Below are 16,515 nucleotides of genomic sequence, written 5' to 3'. Positions count from 1 at the left end.
AACGTGTAGGCTTTCTCTTCTGCAACTTCAGCTGCTGCCTTCGGCTGCTCAGCAGGTTCTGCAAGGGGCACTAGGTCGGAACTGCTCTGCGGTGGTAGATCAGGGGACGCTTCTGGTGGGGTTGGCGCCTGCGTGCTAGCCACTTCGTCCCGAAAGATAGAATGGGAGCCGGATTCGCGACAGCTACTAACCAGCACGCAGGTTGTTAGTAAAAAGGAAAGTATGCGGGTATGCTTTATCATACTGGGTAGTGTCCGCTCAGGATTAAGGAGCAATGGTGATAGTGCCTTTGTAGCGCTTTTTGTTGGTGTATTCTACTAGATAATAGTACACGCCGGGTGGCAGGCCGCTGCCGTCCCAGCGAAAACTACGGCTGCCCGACTGATACACCTGGTTGCCCCAGCGGGTGAATATTTTCACTCCGGCAAAGCGTGCGTCGCAGAAGTCGGGCGGCAAGTGCACCTGCACGTTATCTAGCTCGAAGAAGTCGTTTTTTCCGTCTCGAGTAGTGGGCGTGATAATATTGGGCGGCAGAAAGCGCATGGTATCCGGGCTAGTGAGCACAAACCGGACTGTGCGCGTTTGAGGCTGCGGGCGGCAGGTAGTTTCCTGAAGCTGAAACGTGACGGTTAACCCATCTTGCCGCGCAGCCTCACAGTCGGCAACCCAGCGGAAGGTAGCGGCTGCCTGCCCAGCCCCGTTGCGCGGGGTGAAGGTCATGCCCGCGGCTGCCAAATCGAACCCCTGGCCCGCGGCCGACAGCGCAAGCAGGTCTTGGTCGGCATCAAGGCCCTCAAAAGTCGCTTCATACACGCCGTTCAGCGGAACCTGAATGACCACTGGCGGCGCCGTGGGGCCGGTAGCAACTGGCAACGAGGAGGTGAGGGTAGGAGCAGCGTTCTGGTACTCTACCTGAATAGGTACTACTACCGACGTGGTTTTTCGCTCACCGCAGAGCATACTTACGGCGGTAAACTCAAACTCATACAAGGGCTTATCGACGGCGGCACAGTCTACGCGCCAAGTAAAGCGGCCGGTGTGCTGGTTGCCGTTGCTGGCTTGCGTGAGTTGGGCGCCCAGACTAGTTGCCGAAAAGCCCTTACCGATCATTTCTAGGGTTAGCGGATCGTTTTCCGGGTCGGTGGCTGTCAGGTCAAACGTCACTAGGTCGCCGGGCCGGACGCGCAAGGGGCTAGCCGCCGTAGTTCGCAGCACGGGCGGGCCATTGGGGTCTGGTATTGCCGTGAAGGCTACCCGCACCGTGTCGCGCTTGGGTAAGCTACAGCCATTGTCGGCCACTATCACGTCCAGCAAGTACACCTTGCCTTTCGTGTCCAGGCACGAGGGAAAACATAGCTGCGACACAATGGTATCGGGTACGCCAGCTGTGTTTACCGTGCCTTGCAGTACGCTTAGCGTGGGGAGGGGCGCGCTGAAGTTGATGGGATTAAGCGAAAGCGTAAGCGCCGACGTTGGGTCGGAATCGGTAAAGCTCAGGCGGAAGCAGCGGGGCGAACTAGGCGTCAGGCGGAGGGTGTCGCGGCCAACCACGTAGGGTAGGGAGCGGCCAGGCATCTGCACAAGCACCTTGGGCCGGGAGTTGGTGGCGCAGGGGATGACTTTGAGCTGAAAGTCGCGCCGCACCTCTCCAAGCTTTACCCCATCCCGATACTCTGAGCACTTAATGCCGAATACAAACAACCCTAGTTGGGTAGGACGCACTTCCAAGCGCCCGGTTTGTCGTCCAATGGTTAGCGTGGGGTTGCCAGGAATCTGGTTGGTAGTTGAAAGCCCCGAATTCCAAACCACGTTGGTATAGGGAGCCGAGCTGGCCACAGTTGGCTTCGGGTCGAAGGTGCTGGAACGACCATTGAGGGGCGTTACCAACTCATATACCAGGGAGTCTTTGTCGGCATCCTGCCCGCCGAAGTTATAGTAGAATAGTTCTCCCCGGCAGGCATAGTCGCTTAGGGCCGGGAATATGCGCGGCGTAGAATTGATAAAAGGCCGCCCATTGCGCACTACGGCCGGAAACTCTAAGTAGAAGGTTTGCGCGGCGTTGCCAGGAACCTGAATATTGCTGATGCCATTATTGCGGCAGCACCTCTCTACGGCCACGTAGTAGCCGGCGGGGTCATCATAGGTAGCATCGGGGAGGGAAACCCGCTGCGCGTATACCAGCCGTCGCGTAATCAAGGAGGGAGACGTGCAAGCTGGGTTGGTGTAAGATACCAGCGTGTTGGTGGTGAGCGGTAGCGTCACGTTCTGCATACGCCGGTTGGTGCTCTTGGAAAAGATGCTGGCCACCAAGTCGTCATCTAGAGCGCCCGCATTGCCGTTTACGGCGTCGAAGTACAGGTTTAGAGTCAGCAGGTAGGTATTGCCGTTCTGGTACTGCAGGTCTAGCTCGCCGCCCACAATGTGGGTAGCGCGGGCGGCTGGGCCCAGTAAACACAACAGCAGCACCAGCAGCAAACCTGCTCGGAGTCGCTGAGGAGTAGAAATAGACATTCTATAGACGGGCGGTTTAGGTAGTGGGAAAGTGGAAAGATACGAACTGCCTAGTCGTATCCCTCAGGTTTGGCAACCCAAATTCCGAGCTGTCTGCGTACCTTTCGTATACCTTCTGCCACCTGGCTTCAAGATGGGTTTTACTGTTGTTACTTTCTATGCGACAAGTGTTTATGTTTGCTGCTGGCCTGTTGCTGGCCCTCGTCTATAAACAGGCTCCGGCCCAGATTCCGGCTTACCGGGCCCGACCGGCCGACGTGAATGGCTCAGTGGCAGAACTGTGCGCACGCGTGCGTACGGCCGGCGCCGAGCGCCCCGGTTTTGCTACCGTGAGCCACCGCCAGAAAATGGCCCGCTACGACGTGAGCTACTACAAGCTCAACATCAGCCTCGAAAACAACTCTCGCAGTGTGAGTGGGGTAGTTACCATCCGTAGTCGGGCCCTGGTCAGTAACCTCGACTCGGTGGCCTTCGAGTTGTATCCTGCCCTGGTCATCGACTCGGTGGTAGTAGATGGGCAGCGCAGCCCAGGCTGGCGCCGACAAGAAGGCGACGTGACGGTTGGTTTGCGTCGGGCAGTAGCCGCCAATACGTTGTTTAGTACCCTAGTATACTACCACGGTACGGCTCCTAACGGCAGCGCGGCTGCCATCGGCAACGCGCTAGATACGGGGGTAGACCCCAACTTTGGGGTGAGCTGCACGTGGAGCTTATCTGAGCCCTACCATGCCTACGAGTGGTGGCCCTGCAAGCAAGTTTTGACTGACAAGGCTGATTCCTCCGATGTGTGGGTGACGACTACGGCGCTTAATAAAGTAGGCTCCAATGGAATACTTGCCCGCACTGTAGCCCTCCCCAACGGTAAGGTGCGCTACGAATGGAAATCTCGCAAACCCATTGACTACTACTTGATTTCGGTGGCTGTGGCTCCCTACACGGAGTATGTGAACTACGCCAACCCCGCTGGCGGTCCTCGCATTCCCATTGTCAATTACGTGTACAACCAAGATGCACTTGCTTTCTACCGGACAGAAATTGACCGGACACCGGGCTTTATTGACTATTACTCCAGCTTGGTAGGCCTATATCCCTTTGCCACCGAGAAATACGGCCACGCTATGGCACCTATCGGAGGCGGTATGGAGCACCAAACCATGACCACGCAAAGTGAATTTAATTTCACCCTTACGGCTCACGAGCTGTTTCACCAGTGGTTTGGCGACAACGTAACTTGCGGAGCCTGGGAGGATATCTGGCTGAATGAGGGCTTTGCATCCTACGGCGAGTACTTGGCGCTGAATCGTTTTTCGGGTGCCAGCGCGGCCCAGCAGTGGATGGACAACGCTCATTTCGTATCCATGAACATCCGTAATGCAAGCACGGGCGTCTGGGAAACGGCCCCGGGAGGTAGCATCCGCGTGTCGGACACAACCAGCGTAGGCCGTATCTTCAGCTCTCGGCTGAGCTACAAGAAAGGCGCCGCTGTCGTTCACATGCTGCGCTACTTGCTCAATGACGACACGAAGTTCTTCCGCGCGCTGACTACCTACCAGAACACCTATGCTGGGCGCACAGCCCGCACCGCCGACCTACAGCGCATTTTTGAAGCTGAGGCGGGCCGCTCTCTACAGTATTTCTTTGACCAGTGGTATCGGGGTGAAGGCTTCCCCACGTTTGCCGTGCGTTGGAACCAAGTTGGCAGCAGCATCTACCTGCAAACCACCGAAACTTCCTCCATGCCAAGCGTTACGCCCTTGTTCGACACAGAGCTGGACTACCGCTTCACGTTCACGGATGGCACCACACGTACTGTGCGCCAACGGCAAAGTCAACTTGTCGCCTCCTTCGGCCTAACGGACGCGCGCACCGTCAGCAGCATTACTATCGACCCCGATCAGTGGGTGCTGAACGGAACCGCTGGCACCGTGGAGCGCGATAATGCTCTGGTACTTGCCACGCGCCAAGCTGCGGCCTCTGTACCCATTGCAGTATTCCCAAACCCGTGCCGCAACCAACTCCGCCTGGCCGACTTCACCGCGGCTCGGGCCCATGCGGAAGTGCGTGATGCCCTGGGCCGGATAGTGCTGCGTCAGGCAGTGACCAGTACGGAACCCCTACTAGATACGCGCCACCTAGCTCCCGGCTGGTATCACTTGCGCCTCATAACTCCCGATGGCAATGTATCGCAGGCCCGCTTTATTCGCGCAGCCGAGTAGGCAGTCATCTCTATTGGCCCTCACACAAAACGACCCTTCCTGCGCTAGTGCGAGAAGGGTCATGCTGTACATGGGGTAAGCTTAAGGCCTACTTCACGGCTTGGTGTACTTTGTAATGAGCTTTTGCACTTCTGGCGGCGCATCGGGTAGCTTAAACAAAGCTTCCATTAGTTCATCGAAGCTATGCGGCGGCGTGAAAATATCGTTGTCATACGGGTTGCTGAATATGCGTATGAAGCCCGGCTGGTTGTTGATACTCATCAAATCTACCATGATGGTACCAAACCGTTGGTTGCAACGCCCAGTAGCCGTACAGTCGCGCGGTTGAGGTTTAAGAAAGTGCTTGGCTACCGTTTCCGTATACGAGTCGTGGCGCCGGCTACGCTGATCCGAAGTAGCTAGGTTGTAACCCAGGGCTATAACTCGGTCGCGGAGGAAATCGAACAAGTGGCGGAAGTTGCCCGGTCCAATACTCGGATGGTAAAAGAAGAGTGCTCCTTGCCGGCCCTCTTCCTGGAGCAGCTCTACTCGCCACTGCGGGTTAGGCAGGCCCGCCTTAGCATAATGATACGCCTTAAAAAACGGCCCCATCCAGTTCAGATATACCTGGTCTTGCACCCATTGCTGGTGCGCATGCTCCTGCGAAGCGCTACGTTGCAGAGGCTGCCAGCTACCTGATGGGGCTGGGGGAGGCGCCGTGGAAAGAAGTCGTTTTAGGAAAGTAAACAAGGTAGGTGGTGTTTCAGGGGGAACACCGGGGGCCGCAAATAGTTTCGCGGAATGTAGCGCTTCGGTTTGCTTTTGAGCGTGAAATACCGCCGTCAGCAAGCTCGTTCTACTTCAGAAGTCTAATCTGTCCGCACACCAAAAAAGCGACGCCTCCCGGTCAGGAAGGCGTCGCCACAAAAAGGAGTATCAGATCCAAGGACTACTTCACGCGAGTCCAGGTTTGTGACCTGCCAATGAGCGAGAAGCCGATGTAGCCTTTCACTTCCATCGTATTGGCGTTCATCATCTTCATGTAGCACGAGTAGGTCTTGCCGCTTTCGGGGTCATAGATTTTGCCATCGTCCCACTTATCATCACTATCGTACTCAAACCCCTGCATAAATACCATACCCAGGCGGGTACGGCTGCGCAGCTTGGGGTCGGGGTTCATGGTATCGGTTTTGGGCTTGCCAGTTTTGGGGTCGTTAGGAACAGTTAGGCTCACAATCTTTCCGCACAGCTTATTGCCGCACTGGTAAATTTCAAACGTCGCTTTCTTTTCGGCGTTGGTCCACACACCGAGGGGGGAGAGCTTTTGGGCCGAGGCCATACCTACTAAGCCCAACAGTAAGGTAAAGCAGATAAATACGGTTTTTTTCATGGTAATAGGAGAATGAGAGTGGGTTTTGTGGGAAAAAGATAGGACAAATACTGTGGAGTGCCAGTGCCCGACCCAAGATTTACCTTGGAGCAGTAAGGCAACTTTAGGGCCAGAGAAAAAATGAGAAGGCGCGTAAATTTTTACAGCGGTTTTTAGTGCCTGATGCTCAGATGCATGGAATAAAAGTTAGGCCAGGGGCCTAAATAAAGGGGTTTTTATTTTGAACCATCCTGCCGGCTTTTAACTTTACCTACCGTAGCGAGTGCTACAGCCCCCGCCAAGCCGCCCTAAGGTGCTGGGAAGCGCGGCCGGGGTTATGTCGGATCTAAAGAAAGGAGGTACAAAATGTCTAGTAGTCCCAAACAAATCCTGCCAAGCCTGTCGAATGTAGTCCGCTTCACCGCCGGACGCGCTTAACAACAGCTTTCGCGCGGAACTCGCTTCTATTCTAGCAGTTCCCGCATTCTGGCAAGGTCTTACTTGATAAGTAGATGATGGGGCTGTACCCCAGACTCATCGCTTGGTAAGATTTGAAGGATTAGATGCCCGGTTCGCCCAGCAGCCTTACCATAAGGTCTGCATAGGCGGCCGGGCATCGCTCTTTTATACCTAGGGCATCGTGGCTACTAAAGACAGCACAAGTAGCAAACTACCGCTACAGTACCCGTCGGATCTGCATGAATCGGCGCTCATAATCGGTGCCTTCCACTTGGCTGATCTTCACCCCTGACTCGCGGCGAGCAGAAGAGGAATGCACAAATCGGATGGGCTGGCCCACCGAAGAAATAACGATGCCGGCGTGCCCAGGAGTAGTAGAAGTGCTGGCAGTACCCGTGAATACCACAATGTCGCCGGGGCGGGCTTCTGCGCGAGCCACGGCCCGACCCGTGGAGATAAGCAGCGCTGTGGAATGGGGCACCGGTATTTTGTAGTGCGCAAACACGTAATTGACAAAGCCGGAGCAGTCGAAGCCCGTTTCGGGAGTGCTACCGGCGTAAAAATAGGGGGTTCCGATCTGGCGAAGCGCAAAAGCTACTATACTGTCGGCGCGCGGGGTGAGCCGCGTGGAAGTGACGTACGCTACCCGCTGCACTGGCGTGGGGGGTATGCTAGCAACTGCTGGTGAGGGCGAAGGCGGCGTATGAAAATGATTCCAAGCCAAACGGCCGAGCATGCCGGATGCTAAGAGTAGAAAAACAAGCCAAACGTAGCGCATAACAGACCAAAAGCAACAAGCCCGGAAATTGCTCTCGTAACGGCGGAGCTAGGGCACGGGTTCCGGCCGAGCGCACCAGATTAGTTGAGTAGGCTACTGGTTTTTCGGGCGCTGGTTTGCAGCCTCGGTGGGTTTTCCCCGTTCTTTGGCTCCTGGGGCACACCTGGGCCCCACTCCGAATCTTCGTTTCTCATCACCTCACTCTTTCATTACCTCATGCTTCAATCTCGTACCCGCCTGTGGGTGGCGGCCGGGTTGGCACTAGCGGCCGGCTCCGTTGGGTCGGCTGCGGCGGCCACACCTACCTTGCGCTACACGCTTTCCATGCCCGCTCCTCAAACGCACTACTTTGAAGTAGAGATGACGCTGGGAGGTTTCAACAAGGCATATACCGACGTGAAAATGCCTGTGTGGGCGCCTGGTTCCTATCTGGTTCGGGAGTTTGCCAAAAACGTGGAAGGCTTTGAAGCCGCGGCTGGTAGTGAGAAGCTACGTACCGAAAAGGTAACCAAAAACACGTGGCGCGTTTACCATCCCAAAAGCAAAGCCTTCACGGTGCGCTACCGGGTGTACGCCTACGAACTGAGCGTGCGCACCAGCTTTATTGACGCGGCTCACGGCTACCTCAATGGCACCAGCGTGTTTATGTACCCCGCCGATGGCAAGCAGTTGCCTAGCACGTTGGAGGTGCGGCCGGCCCAAGGCTGGACGCAGGTAAGCACCAGCCTAAAGCCAGCCGGAGGCTCGTTTACTTTCCGCTCTTCTAATTACGATGAGCTGGCGGATTCGCCCATTGAAATCGGCAATCAAAAGATCTACACCTTCACTGCGAATGGCACGCCTCACACGGTGGCAATGTTCGGCGACCCCAAGGTAGATGAGACCCGCCTGACGCGCGACATGCAGCGGGTATGCGAGGAGGCCCAGCGGGTAGTAGGGCAAAACCCCCTGGACCGCTACGTATTCATTGTGCACAACATCGACCGGGGTACGGGTGGCTTGGAGCACCTATTTTCTACCACGCTGTCAGTGTCGCGCAACGCCTACTCTTCGGAGGCAGGTTGGAAGGGCTTTCTCGGATTGGTAGCCCACGAATACTTCCACTTGTGGAACGTGAAGCGCATCCGCCCTATAGCCCTGGGCCCATTCGATTACGACAACGAAAACTACACCCGCATGCTGTGGGTGAGCGAAGGTGGTACGGAGTATTTCTCTAACCTAATTACGCAACGCGCCGGCTTCCTGAGCCCCGACGAGTACCTCGGCGACCTAAGCAATGGTATCAACCGGGTGGAGAATACTCCGGGCAACAAGCAGCAGTCGGCAGCCGAATCGAGCTTTGATGCTTGGATTAAGTACTACCGCCCCAACGAAAACTCGGTGAATACGGGCATCAGCTACTACGATAAAGGGGAAGTGATTGGCGCCGTGCTTGATCTGATGATCATCAACGAGACCAAGGGCCAGAAGCACCTCGACGACGTGATGCGCTACCTCTACGACCGGTATTACAAGCAGCTAGGCCGCGGCTTCACCGATGAGGAGTACCAAGATGCAGTAGCTAAAGTTGCGGGTCGCCGCTTCGACGACTTCTTCCGCCGCTATGTGTACGGAACCGAAACGCTACCCTACGAAACCGCGCTGAGCTATGCCGGCCTAAACCTGAGCGTAACGCCTGCCCCTACACCGATGTGGCCTTGGGCGCGGGCATCAGCCTGCTGGTGGCAAGCAAACGGTAACTAGCGTGTTGCGCAACGGTAGCGCCTGGCAGGGTGGCCTGAGCGTAGGCGACGAGATTCTGGCCGTTGATGGAGTTCGGGTGACTGACGACCCGAACAAGCTCCTGACCAGCCGGGCCGTAGGCTCTACCGTGAAGTTCTTGGTGAACCGCGACGGCCAGGTGAAAGAAGTAAGCTTCCCTCTGCTGGCTGCTACAGCTCGGCGTTACCGCATCGAGCGGCAGGCCAACCCATCGGCGGAGCAGCAAACAGTGCTAGCTAAGTGGCTGCCCGTACGCCGCTAATTCAGCTCAGCTAGACGTCACCAAAAACCGCCCGGACATTCCGGGCGGGGCTTTTTGGTGACGTCTAGCTGAGCTGAGTCTTATTGTACGCGCTTCAAAGCTACGTCGCGCACGGGCGTAATGACGAGCGGCACCTTCTCTACTTTCACAGAGCTGGTATCAAGGCCGAAGTACTTGTCTTCAGAAGCAATAAACTGCTTGATGTAGAAGTACGCCTGCATTACAAGCTTCTCTACCAGCGGGAATTCATTTTCTACCGATAGGAACTTCTCTAGTACCACAAAGCGGAAGTCGCCAGTAACATGCTGCTTGCTCAGGGACTCGTAACGCGAGGTAATATCCACCTCTTTATTGCGCACTAGGTCTTCTACCACCTTACGGAAGTAGAGGTTAATGCGCTGCTCTACCCGGAAGCCCAGGCGGAATGTAATACGGAATGCGTCGTCGTGAGCTAGTTCTACCACTTTATATTCCATGGTATACGGCTCATCGGTGGTGTCTACGTGCACAAACCAGTAGATGTCGGCTCGCTTCGGGCGCTTCTGGAAGATGGAATAGATGATTTTCGACTCGATTTCCGTGGCCCGCTCTGCCGAGGTCATGAACACCAGGTGCGTGGAGTACTTCGGCACCGATTCGTCGTTGGAGAGTTGCTTCAGCGCATCCATGTACGGATCAATCTTGACGAATTCTGTCAAGCGGCGCTTGATGAAGTAGGCTCGCAGCCACACGTACATTACCGTAATCAGGCACAAGCTAATAGCCACCGACACCCAGCCGCCGTGGGGAAATTTGATGAGATTGGCTACTAGGAACGAGCCTTCAATCAGACCATAAACTACCAAGAACAAAACCACCAAGGGCAGGGGTACACGCTTGGTACGCAGCCACATGGAGAGCAGTAGCGTAGTCATGAGCATGGTGATGGTGATGGCCAAGCCGTAGGCCGCTTCCATGTGCTCAGAGCGCCGGAAATATAAGACAACCCCAATGCAGCCCAACAGGAGCAGGCGGTTCATGCTAGGTACGTACAGCTGACCCTTTACGTCGGTAGGGTAGTTCAGGCGTACTTTGGGCCACATATTGAGGCGAATAGCTTCTGCTACCAACGTAAACGAGCCCGTGATGAGAGCTTGTGAGGCAATGATGGCTGCAATAGTAGCTATACCGATGCCGATGAGCAGAAACCAATCGGGCATCAACTCATAGAAGGGGTTGCGTTTGTTTAGCTCTTGACCTTGGTGGGCAATCAGCCAGCCGCCCTGGCCGAAGTAGTTAAGCAGCAGGCAGAGCTTCACGAAAACCCAGCTGATGCGGATGTTGCCCTTGCCGCAGTGGCCCAGGTCGGAGTACAGCGCCTCGGCTCCGGTAGTACACAGGAACACCGAGCCCAGCAGCCAGAAACCGCCGGGCCGATTGGCTAGCATGTTGTAGGCGTAGTAAGGGTTTAGCGCTTTCAGAATCTCAGGGTGCTGCAAAATGCCGTACACGCCCAAGGCCGCCAGCATGGAAAACCACAGAAACATAATGGGGCCGAAGGCCTTGCCCACGATTTGCGTGCCGAAGCTTTGCAGTAAAAACAGCAGCACTAGGATAGCAATTACGATGGGTACCGTCTGGATGTGAGGGTACACTGCTTCCAGTCCCTCTACTGCTGAGGATACGGATACTGGCGGCGTAATAACGCCGTCGGCCAGCAGGGCCGCGCCCCCAACAATGGCAACTGCCGAGAGCCAGGCGCCGCGGCGACGCACTAGGGCGTACAAAGAAAAAATGCCACCTTCCCCGTTGTTATCGGCATTGAGCGTCAGCAGCACGTACTTGATTGTCGTCTGCAACGTCAAGGTCCAGAACACACACGAAATGCCCCCATACACGAGGTCAGCTTCGATGAGTCCTGGTACAATGGCTTTCATCACGTAGAGCGGAGAGGTTCCAATGTCGCCGTAGATGATGCCCAGGGCAATGAGCAAGCCAGCCGTAGATATGGCGGTGTGCTGATGTTTGGCTTCCATGAGAGGAGTAAAAAAGGAAGAATAGGCAGTTAGAATCGGGCCAAAGGTAGGCGATGGGCGCGAATAGGCTTGGGCGGGCTTACGCAGCCTGCCCGGAAAAGTGTCGGCCTAGGCTAATGAGTGAGAGCAGAATCTTGCCCGGAAGGGGAGGTAGGCGGCGCAGCTACCGGGGCGTTGGTAGCTAACCAGTAGGCGGCATCAGCGGCCGCCTCATCGTGGCGCTGGCGAATACGGCGGTTTGCTTCCGTGGCTAGTTGCTGCCAGCTTTGGGCCGCACCGGAAAACGCAAAGTACGCAGCCTCGCGGCCCGGCCGATGCAAACGCCAGCGGTTGGTGCCGCGCATCCCCCAGGCCAGCAACAGAGCGCCCGAGGCGATACCCAAGGCAGCCGAACCCGTGTGCAGCCAGTTTTGCAGAAAGCCCAGCATGAAGCCAGCCAGTGTGAAGCCGCCCAGCAAAAACCACAGCAACCAACGGACGGGCTGCACGTCCACGCCTGCCAGCTCCCGCCACCCGAACGTCTGCCCTTGAATCTCCAAGGCGTCGTTGGTAAGACTCAGGCGCCCGTCCTCACTCCGTACTAGCGCGAATACTTCCGGTGGAGGTGGGAGCAACGGCCGAAACCCAAGCTCTGGTATCGGTTCATTAGCATAGCCCTCCGGTACTGATGCCGCTGGCATGGGAGTGCCAGTAACAGCTGAGGGGAGTGGCTTCGCAGGCGCAGCCTTTTGCTGCTCTGGGATGCCCGGCGTATCTGGTGCTGCCCCGGTAGGCGCTGGTGAGAAGGAGTGGGGTGCGTCTGACATAGCCAGAAAAGCCCCGCCGACGGTGGAAGTGCGCGTCCAGCGGGGCGGGACGATGGTTCCGGGCGTCAGCGGGGCTTTCACGGATAAAAGCGAATTAGTTGTTAACCTTCAGCAGCTCTACATCAAAAATGAGGCTGTGTCGGGTCCGATGTCGCGGCCTGCACCACGGCGGCCGTAGGCCAAGTCCGAAGGGATGTAGAGGCGCCACTTCGAGCCTTCGGGCATCAGCTGAAGTGCTTCAGTCCAGCCAGCAATTACTTGGTTCACACCGAAGGTAGCGGGTTGGCCGCGCTGGTAGCTGCTGTCGAATACCGTACCGTTGATGAGGGTGCCGTGGTAGTGCGTCGTTACCGACGAGCTGGGGCCAGCTTTCTTGCCCGTGCCTTCCGTCAGTACTTCGTACTGCAGGCCGCTGGGGAGGGTAGTTACGCCGGGTTTGTTGGCGTTTTCCTTCAGGAAGCTTCGCCTTCCGCTTTGTTGTTGCTCATAGTAGAGGGGTCTTGGTTGTCGTCGTCATCGGCGCCGCCTAGCTGCTCTTGCAGCTGCTGCATGGCGCTTTGCATTTGTTCCGGGCTCAGGCGGCTCGGCTCGCCACCTAGGGCTTCCTTCATGCTTTGGGCCAGTACATCTACGTCCAGGTCCAGGCCCTGTTGGGCGAAGTTGCGGGCCATGTCGCGGCCGATGATGTAGCTGATCTGCTCTTTCAGGCTGCTCAGATTCATAAATCACGGATTGTTGCTGGTAAACCGGCTCGGCTGACTTTCGTTTGCGGGCCTGTGCAACAGCATTTGAAAAGAAGAATAACGGTCCACCGCGGACCGCTGCTGTGAAGTACCGAAAACGGCCGCGAATGGATGTGTTTTTTTTCAGAGCCGAAGGCTAACCTATTGATTCAGAATCCCGGTTTCTTCCCACCCATAAACAAAACGGACTCCGCTAGGGGCGGAGTCCGTCGAAAAAAACAATGCATCAGCTGCTTAGCAGAAGTCTAGCTCTTCCTCGTCGCGCAGGTCGAAAAATAAATTCAGGTCTAGTACCTGAGCCGCTAGGTAACCCAGCGAACCAAGACCGCCAAGAAACAACAGCGAGGAAACAGCAGCAGTGCTCTTTTTCATAGTACAGTATGTAGGGTAGTACAAGTCAGATTGTTGCATGCAAATGTACAACATAAGTTGTATAAAAGTGTTATGCAAGCATCATATTTTTGTTGGGTTGCTGTTACTCCAGTAGTTTCAACGCTGCCCGTTTCATTAAAGGGTTGGGCCTAGTTTTGCGCGCTCAGTAGCATATGATTAGTAATGGGGCTGTCATCGGGCCCGGAGGGTCTTGTTCAGAAAATTGACGGTGTACTCCAAGGTGGGCTCAAACCACGGATTGAACAGCACAAACGGGTGGGGCGCTCCGGGAAAGCGCTGCACTTCCGTGTAGATGCCGAAAGTGGTAAGCTGCCGAATCATGTCGTCGCGGCCAGCATGCATGCGGTCTACGCCGCTGTTGATGAACAGAATGGGAGGAGTATGCGGGCCAACATGGGCAAGCGCCGATGCTTGTTCCCATAGCTCAGGATGCTCGGTTTTGGGGCTGCCAAACCAGTAGGTAGCTGCCGAAGTGCTTTTGTGGTCGTCGCCTTCCCCCGACTCATGATGCAAAAAAGCCAAGATGCCGTCGGCATCAACTATGGCTTGCACGCTGCTGGAATGGGTTGGGTAGCAGTCAGGGGTTTCGTACAGCGGGTTGTCGTTGGTAGTGCCGACCAAGGTAGCGAGTTGCCCCCCCGCCGAAAAGCCCCATATTCCAATGCGAGAGGTGTCGATGGTGTAGGTGCGCGCGTGGGCCCGCAGCCACCGTACGGCGGCTTTCAGATCCTGCACAGCTGCTGGGTAGGGTGCTTCCGTAGAAAGTCGGTATTCGACCGTGACGGCCACGTAGCCGCGGGCAGCTAGCTGCTGGGCAAATGGCACGTGCTGCGACCGGTCGCCGGAACGCCAGCCGCCGCCGTGCACCAACACTACCGCCGGAAACTGCTGGCGGCGCTTGGCCCGCCGTGGCGAGAAAACATCGAGCTGTAAGGTATGACTACCACGGGTGCAGTAGGTGAGGTTTGGGAGGGTGGTGATGGTAGCAGGCACCGGCGGCCGAGCAATGCTGATGGTAGGGTGCTGCTTGCGGGCTTTGCTGTAGGCGCTGTGTACCGTAAAAGACGTGTCGCGGGGGGAGGGATGTTGCTGGGCTGCCGCCGGACCCGCAACACCTAGCAGCCAGAATAACAGATGATAGAGCTGGTGGAAACGCTGGGTGAGAGGCATAGACGAGGGAAGCGGAAATACAGGAGAATAGTCGTCACGAATCTACTGCTCAAGGCAGGGCAAATCGACCTAAAAGTTGGGAAAGGTAGCGTAGGAAATCCAAGGCGAGCATGGAGGCCACAGGCTTGCAGGCTAACGCTATTCCTACCTGGTGCGTATAGAGAGCATCCTCTCCCGATCCACCTTTCCACCTTTTCTCTCGCTATGGCTACTCACGACAACCCCGCCGACGCTAATAACCGCCCCAAGTCTACCGACGACCAATCGACCCAGCGCCAGCCCGAAGGCCGCCAGAACCCCGGCAGCCACGACACCGGCCTCAATGCGGACGACAACTCTGGTAGCGGTGGCACCGAAGGCGGCAAAGAAATAACGGGTGCCCGCGTGCGCTCTGGGGCCCCTAATTACGATGCGCCTGGCAATGCCGAAGATGGCGACGTAGGCGGCAACAGCATTAGCAGCGGCACCGGCGTTTCGGGTGGCGAAATAGGAAAAGTAAACCTGTAAGCTGCCTACCTTAAAAGAAAGGCCCTGCTCCCGAATGGGGGCGGGGCCTTTCTTTTGAAAGAGTCTTTCTGACTAAGTGCTTTTAAGCGGCCGTAAGCAGTAGGATGCTGCTGGTACCGCTACCCTCGTGGTTTGGCATTGCCTTGTTGCGTAGCCTTCACTTTCGCGGCTACCTCCACCATAGGAGCTACCCAAATGTCTTGCTCGTGGGCTTTCAAATAGCGCAGTAACTGGCGGTGCGCCTTCAGGTCTACGTTTAGGCCGTGGCCGCCGCCTACCCCATGAAATAAAAACACCAAAAGTGTGTGCGACTGCTGCGCCTTCTTCACCAAATCCACCAAGTAGTCGCCTGACTGCCCGTTGATCATATAGCTGTCAATGTTGGCTAGGTCTACTTGCGCTGCCGTTTGCAAGCCCGCCGTGACGCCGCGCGCACCCACAAAATCCTGGCGTAGCTGCTCGTAAAAGTAGGTGCCTCCAATTTGTCGGTCGCCACAGGGGTAGGCGAAAGTGCGGTCGGTTTTGCCGTCGATGGCGGATAGCAGCACATTAGCCGCCCGAACTTCACTGACGGCCCTTGTTACGGTATACTTGCTCAGGTCGGTATCGGGCGTGACAAAACTGCGGCCGGGCAGGGACCCATCGCAGGGATGCATTAAGGCGTGGTTGCCGAGTTCATGTCCGCGCTGGGCGGCCCGGCGCCATTCCGGCAGCCGGCGCGCCACTACCGGCGAGGAGCCAATGAGGTAAAAGGTGCCTCGCAGCCCCACTGAGTCAAGGGCGGGGAGGGCATTGTCCAGGTCAACATCAATAGCATCATCGTAGGTCAGTACCACGGCGCACTGCTTGTTGTTCCAGGGGCGAGTAGTTTGGGCGTGACTCGCGAAGCTAGCGGCGAGTAGGAAGGCAGAAACACAGCTGAGAAGTCGGAGGGCAGGAGTCATACGGAATATAATCGGACAGCAACGGGGCCACTTCCATGTAGAAGCAGAGTGCCCGCAAGCTAAGCTGTACTTTTTAATTACCAGTTCCGCCTTCTTGATTTGCAATGTGGAATTACTAGTTGCTATCAAGTGGCCTTTGAAAACATAGGTACATAAGTGCCGTTTGCTTGTCTTATTCAGCAGCTTGTGAAACCTCTACCCGGCGGTTGCGCACATCCGGGGAAGGGTAGAGGGGACGGGAGTCGCCGTAGCCAATGGTGCTAATGCGCTCGGCTGCAATGCCGGCCTTCACCAGGTAGGCTTTCACGGCCTCTGCGCGCTGTTCCGATAACACCTGATTCTTTTCGGGCTCCCCAACCCGGTCGGTGTGGCCAGCAATACGCAGCTTGAGCGTGGGCCGGGCCATAAGCTCCGTCGCTAGCTGGTTGAGGGCGGGGCGGCTTTCAGGCAGCAGATCGGCCTTGCCTGGTGGAACAACACGGTTGGCAGTACTACCGGCGTGGGCACCACTAGGGGAGCTGGGTTGCGGCGCACAGTATCCAAGCGGGCTGTATCTGGCGGGGTGGGCAGTGGCACCTGGCGCGGCGGCACGGGCGCGGCTG

At 56.5% G+C, this 16,515-nt stretch carries 15 protein-coding genes and 1 pseudogene; 4 read left to right on the top strand and 12 right to left on the bottom strand.

The window, feature by feature from the left end:
• Positions 1 to 264: 264 nt before the first annotated feature.
• A complete protein-coding gene (locus VI25_RS07555; RefSeq protein ID WP_082455441.1) occupies positions 265 to 2,511 on the bottom strand; it encodes a gliding motility-associated C-terminal domain-containing protein in 2,247 nt (748 codons plus the stop codon).
• 158 nt (positions 2,512 to 2,669) lie between these two features.
• On the opposite strand from VI25_RS07555, the gene VI25_RS07550 reads away from it, so the two are divergent.
• Complete coding sequence (locus VI25_RS07550; RefSeq protein ID WP_082455440.1) at positions 2,670 to 4,727, top strand: M1 family metallopeptidase; 2,058 nt, start codon at positions 2,670 to 2,672, stop codon at positions 4,725 to 4,727.
• Positions 4,728 to 4,820: 93 nt separating this feature from the next.
• On the opposite strand, the gene VI25_RS07545 is transcribed toward VI25_RS07550, so the two are convergent.
• The 3 genes from VI25_RS07545 to VI25_RS07535 form a co-directional block, all read right to left on the bottom strand.
• Positions 4,821 to 5,456 (bottom strand): hypothetical protein, encoded by a 636-nt coding sequence (locus tag VI25_RS07545; RefSeq protein ID WP_152981538.1) that lies wholly within the window; start codon positions 5,454 to 5,456, stop codon positions 4,821 to 4,823.
• Between the two features lie 199 nt (positions 5,457 to 5,655).
• A complete protein-coding gene (locus VI25_RS07540; RefSeq protein ID WP_045687997.1) occupies positions 5,656 to 6,096 on the bottom strand; it encodes a DUF2147 domain-containing protein in 441 nt (146 codons plus the stop codon).
• A gap of 655 nt (positions 6,097 to 6,751) precedes the next feature.
• On the bottom strand, positions 6,752 to 7,270 hold the full coding sequence (locus tag VI25_RS07535; protein ID WP_055562404.1) for a C40 family peptidase: 519 nt from the start codon (positions 7,268 to 7,270) through the stop codon (positions 6,752 to 6,754).
• A gap of 258 nt (positions 7,271 to 7,528) precedes the next feature.
• Here VI25_RS07535 and VI25_RS07530 point away from each other — a divergent pair, with 258 nt between their 5' ends.
• Positions 7,529 to 9,055, top strand: coding sequence for a M61 family metallopeptidase (locus tag VI25_RS07530; RefSeq protein WP_236704944.1), 1,527 nt, complete (start codon positions 7,529 to 7,531; stop codon positions 9,053 to 9,055).
• Position 9,056: 1 nt separating this feature from the next.
• Positions 9,057 to 9,335, top strand: a complete 279-nt coding sequence (locus VI25_RS26630; protein WP_236704943.1) for a PDZ domain-containing protein — start codon at positions 9,057 to 9,059, stop codon at positions 9,333 to 9,335.
• Positions 9,336 to 9,415: 80 nt separating this feature from the next.
• Here the strand turns inward: VI25_RS26630 and VI25_RS07525 are convergent, their stop codons facing one another.
• The 6 genes and pseudogenes from VI25_RS07525 to VI25_RS07505 all read right to left on the bottom strand — a co-directional run bounded on the left by VI25_RS07525 (position 9,416) and on the right by VI25_RS07505 (position 14,462).
• Positions 9,416 to 11,350 (bottom strand): KUP/HAK/KT family potassium transporter, encoded by a 1,935-nt coding sequence (locus tag VI25_RS07525; protein WP_055562403.1) that lies wholly within the window; start codon positions 11,348 to 11,350, stop codon positions 9,416 to 9,418.
• Between the two features lie 113 nt (positions 11,351 to 11,463).
• On the bottom strand, positions 11,464 to 12,237 hold the full coding sequence (locus tag VI25_RS07520) for a hypothetical protein (RefSeq protein ID WP_152981537.1): 774 nt from the start codon (positions 12,235 to 12,237) through the stop codon (positions 11,464 to 11,466).
• A gap of 36 nt (positions 12,238 to 12,273) precedes the next feature.
• Entirely contained in the window at positions 12,274 to 12,480 is a 207-nt protein-coding gene (locus tag VI25_RS26625) for an FKBP-type peptidyl-prolyl cis-trans isomerase (RefSeq protein ID WP_236704974.1), read from the bottom strand.
• A 129-nt stretch (positions 12,481 to 12,609) separates the two neighbouring features.
• A pseudogene (locus VI25_RS26620) lies at positions 12,610 to 12,827 on the bottom strand (FKBP-type peptidyl-prolyl cis-trans isomerase N-terminal domain-containing protein); the annotation flags it as partial.
• A gap of 306 nt (positions 12,828 to 13,133) precedes the next feature.
• Complete coding sequence (locus VI25_RS25070; RefSeq protein WP_161806891.1) at positions 13,134 to 13,271, bottom strand: hypothetical protein; 138 nt, start codon at positions 13,269 to 13,271, stop codon at positions 13,134 to 13,136.
• Between the two features lie 192 nt (positions 13,272 to 13,463).
• The gene (locus tag VI25_RS07505) at positions 13,464 to 14,462 is read right to left on the bottom strand and encodes an alpha/beta hydrolase (protein WP_052695731.1); all 999 of its coding nucleotides are present in this window, start codon (positions 14,460 to 14,462) and stop codon (positions 13,464 to 13,466) included.
• A 204-nt stretch (positions 14,463 to 14,666) separates the two neighbouring features.
• Here VI25_RS07505 and VI25_RS07500 point away from each other — a divergent pair, with 204 nt between their 5' ends.
• Entirely contained in the window at positions 14,667 to 14,969 is a 303-nt protein-coding gene (locus VI25_RS07500; protein WP_045690543.1) for a hypothetical protein, read from the top strand.
• A 119-nt stretch (positions 14,970 to 15,088) separates the two neighbouring features.
• Here the strand turns inward: VI25_RS07500 and VI25_RS07495 are convergent, their stop codons facing one another.
• Both VI25_RS07495 and VI25_RS07490 read right to left on the bottom strand, forming a co-directional pair.
• A complete protein-coding gene (locus VI25_RS07495) occupies positions 15,089 to 15,913 on the bottom strand; it encodes a polysaccharide deacetylase family protein (RefSeq protein WP_045690542.1) in 825 nt (274 codons plus the stop codon).
• A 172-nt stretch (positions 15,914 to 16,085) separates the two neighbouring features.
• Positions 16,086 to 16,515: OmpA family protein (locus tag VI25_RS07490; RefSeq protein WP_152981535.1), on the bottom strand; the 430-nt coding region annotated here is incomplete at its 5' end.

Source organism: Hymenobacter sp. AT01-02 (assembly GCF_000961955.2).
Lineage (GTDB): Bacteria > Bacteroidota > Bacteroidia > Cytophagales > Hymenobacteraceae > Hymenobacter > Hymenobacter mucosus.
The sequence above is the reverse complement of the archived record's forward strand: the minus strand, read 5'-3'. Positions and strand labels throughout refer to the sequence as shown.

Excerpts from the sequence above, each read along its gene's own strand:
- VI25_RS07505 (WP_052695731.1), bottom strand. The coding sequence starts at position 14,462 with ATGCCTCTCACCCAGCGTTTCCACCAGCTCTATCATCTGTTATTCTGG.
- VI25_RS07495 (WP_045690542.1), bottom strand. The coding sequence starts at position 15,913 with ATGACTCCTGCCCTCCGACTTCTCAGCTGTGTTTCTGCCTTCCTACTC.
- VI25_RS07555 (WP_082455441.1), bottom strand. The coding sequence starts at position 2,511 with ATGTCTATTTCTACTCCTCAGCGACTCCGAGCAGGTTTGCTGCTGGTG.
- VI25_RS07540 (WP_045687997.1), bottom strand. The coding sequence starts at position 6,096 with ATGAAAAAAACCGTATTTATCTGCTTTACCTTACTGTTGGGCTTAGTA.
- VI25_RS07500 (WP_045690543.1), top strand. The coding sequence starts at position 14,667 with ATGGCTACTCACGACAACCCCGCCGACGCTAATAACCGCCCCAAGTCT.
- VI25_RS07530 (WP_236704944.1), top strand. The coding sequence starts at position 7,529 with ATGCTTCAATCTCGTACCCGCCTGTGGGTGGCGGCCGGGTTGGCACTA.
- VI25_RS07550 (WP_082455440.1), top strand. The coding sequence starts at position 2,670 with ATGCGACAAGTGTTTATGTTTGCTGCTGGCCTGTTGCTGGCCCTCGTC.
- VI25_RS07535 (WP_055562404.1), bottom strand. The coding sequence starts at position 7,270 with ATGCTCGGCCGTTTGGCTTGGAATCATTTTCATACGCCGCCTTCGCCC.
- VI25_RS07525 (WP_055562403.1), bottom strand. The coding sequence starts at position 11,350 with ATGGAAGCCAAACATCAGCACACCGCCATATCTACGGCTGGCTTGCTC.
- VI25_RS25070 (WP_161806891.1), bottom strand. The coding sequence starts at position 13,271 with ATGAAAAAGAGCACTGCTGCTGTTTCCTCGCTGTTGTTTCTTGGCGGT.